Source organism: Streptomyces pseudogriseolus, from assembly GCA_002154585.1.
In the GTDB taxonomy this organism is placed as follows: domain Bacteria; phylum Actinomycetota; class Actinomycetes; order Streptomycetales; family Streptomycetaceae; genus Streptomyces; species Streptomyces pseudogriseolus.
Genome location: MUNG01000295.1, coordinates 1 through 1632, shown reverse-complemented (window position 1 = coordinate 1632; position 1632 = coordinate 1). Strand labels below are relative to the sequence as shown.

At 75.1% G+C, this 1632-nt stretch carries 2 protein-coding genes and 1 pseudogene; 2 read left to right on the top strand and 1 reads right to left on the bottom strand.

Features of this window, described 5'->3' with window-relative positions; all coding sequences use genetic code 11:
* Positions 1–445 (top strand): annotated as a pseudogene (locus CCN29_RS24050) (hypothetical protein); the annotation flags it as partial.
* A gap of 7 nt (positions 446–452) precedes the next feature.
* Here CCN29_RS24050 and CCN29_RS24045 read toward each other — a convergent pair.
* Positions 453–866: an organic hydroperoxide resistance protein gene (locus CCN29_RS24045; RefSeq protein ID WP_031019527.1), complete on the bottom strand. Its 414-nt coding sequence runs from the start codon at positions 864–866 to the stop codon at positions 453–455.
* Positions 867–1018: 152 nt separating this feature from the next.
* On the opposite strand from CCN29_RS24045, the gene CCN29_RS24040 reads away from it, so the two are divergent.
* The gene (locus tag CCN29_RS24040) at positions 1019–1513 is read left to right on the top strand and encodes a MarR family winged helix-turn-helix transcriptional regulator (RefSeq protein ID WP_006132420.1); all 495 of its coding nucleotides are present in this window, start codon (positions 1019–1021) and stop codon (positions 1511–1513) included.
* Positions 1514–1632 lie beyond the last annotated feature (119 nt).

Below are 1632 nucleotides of genomic sequence, written 5' to 3'. Positions count from 1 at the left end.
GGGCGGGGCCGCGGCGGCGGGGGCCGTCGCGGGGCTGCTGACCGTGCACGCCGGGGCGCTGGTGCCGCCCGCGGCGGACCCGGTGGGCTTCCGCCGGCCGCCGGACTGGCCGGCGTACGACTGGGCAGCGCGCCACATCGCCCCGGGGGAGGTGGTGCTCACCGACGGCTACTACGCCGTCCACGCGATCGCCGGGTACGGGCCGAACCTGGCCGCGCCCGCCTGGCCGGACGCCGCGCTGGACGAGCGGGAGCGGCTGCGGCGGGTGGCCGACGTGCGCGCGTACCTGGATCCCGCCTCGACCCGCGCCCTGCGGGACACGGTGGTCCGCCGCTACACGGTGCGCTGGCTGCTCCTCACCCCGGCTCAACGGGTGCCCGAGGAGGCCGTGGTGGTGGCCTGGAGCCGGCGCACCGGCGAGGTGCTGGCGCGGGTCGGGGGGTAGGGCCTGACTACTCGACGACGAGCTCGACGGGGATGTTGCCGCGGGTGGCGTTGGAGTAGGGGCAGACCTGGTGGGCCTGCTCGACCAGCTTGCGGCCGGTCTCCTCGTCGAGGCCGTCGGGCAGCTCGACACGGAGCGTCACGGCGAGCCCGAAGCCCTCGCCCTGCTTGCCGAGCACGACCTCGGCGGTCACCGCCGCGTCGCTGACGTCCACCTTGGCGGCGCGGCCCACGACGCCGAGGGCGCTGCCGAAGCAGGCCGCGTAGCCGGCGGCGAAGAGCTGCTCCGGGTTGGTGCCCTTGCCGTCGCCGCCCAGCTCCTTGGGGGCGCTCAGGCCGAGGTCCAGCTTGCCGTCGGAGGTGACGGCGCGGCCCTCGCGCCCGTGGGTGGCGGTGGCGACTGCGGTGTAGAGCGCGTCCATGGGGGACACCTTTCGTCTCGGTCGTACGGCTCGGCCGTACGGGCGGATGACGAGGCCCTGGTCCTCGGGGACCCGGCCTCTCACGGGCTCAAGTAGAGCACACAACTTAATTGGGCACAACCAAATGGCTCGCACAGCGCTACCCTGGAGGCATGACAGCCACACCCAGCCCCACCCCGGCGACGGACGCGCCGGCCGTCACGGACGACTGGCTCCGTCTCGACCAGCAGATCTGCTTCAGCCTCAACTCCGCCGTCCGGGCCTTCAACGGCGTCTACCGGGTGGTGCTGAAGGACCTCGGCCTCACCTACCCGCAATACCTGGTCATGCTGGTGCTGTGGGAGGACGGCACGCTGCCGGTCAAGCGGCTGGGCGAGCGCCTGCGCCTGGACTCCGGCACCCTGTCCCCGCTGCTCAAGCGGCTGGAGGCGGCCGGTCTGGTGCACCGGGAGCGCAGCGCGCGCGACGAGCGGTCCGTGGAGGTGCGGCTCACCGAGGAGGGCGCCGCGCTGCGTGAGCAGGCCGTGCGGGTGCCGCGCCGGATCGCCGCCGCGACCGGACTGCGGGTCGAGGAGATGCGCGCCCTGAGCACCACCCTCGCCGACCTCACCGCCGCCCTGGACAACGCGGCCGCCGAGGGGGCCTGACGCCCGCCGGGACGCCCTCGGGGTGCGGGACGGCACGCGCCGGGCGAGCGTGGAGTGAACCTCCGCAGCGCGCCCCGAGGAAGCCATGCACCCCGACCCCGCCCCGGCCGGCGCCGGCC

Excerpts from the sequence above, each read along its gene's own strand:
- CCN29_RS24040 (WP_006132420.1), top strand. The coding sequence starts at position 1,019 with ATGACAGCCACACCCAGCCCCACCCCGGCGACGGACGCGCCGGCCGTC.
- CCN29_RS24045 (WP_031019527.1), bottom strand. The coding sequence starts at position 866 with ATGGACGCGCTCTACACCGCAGTCGCCACCGCCACCCACGGGCGCGAG.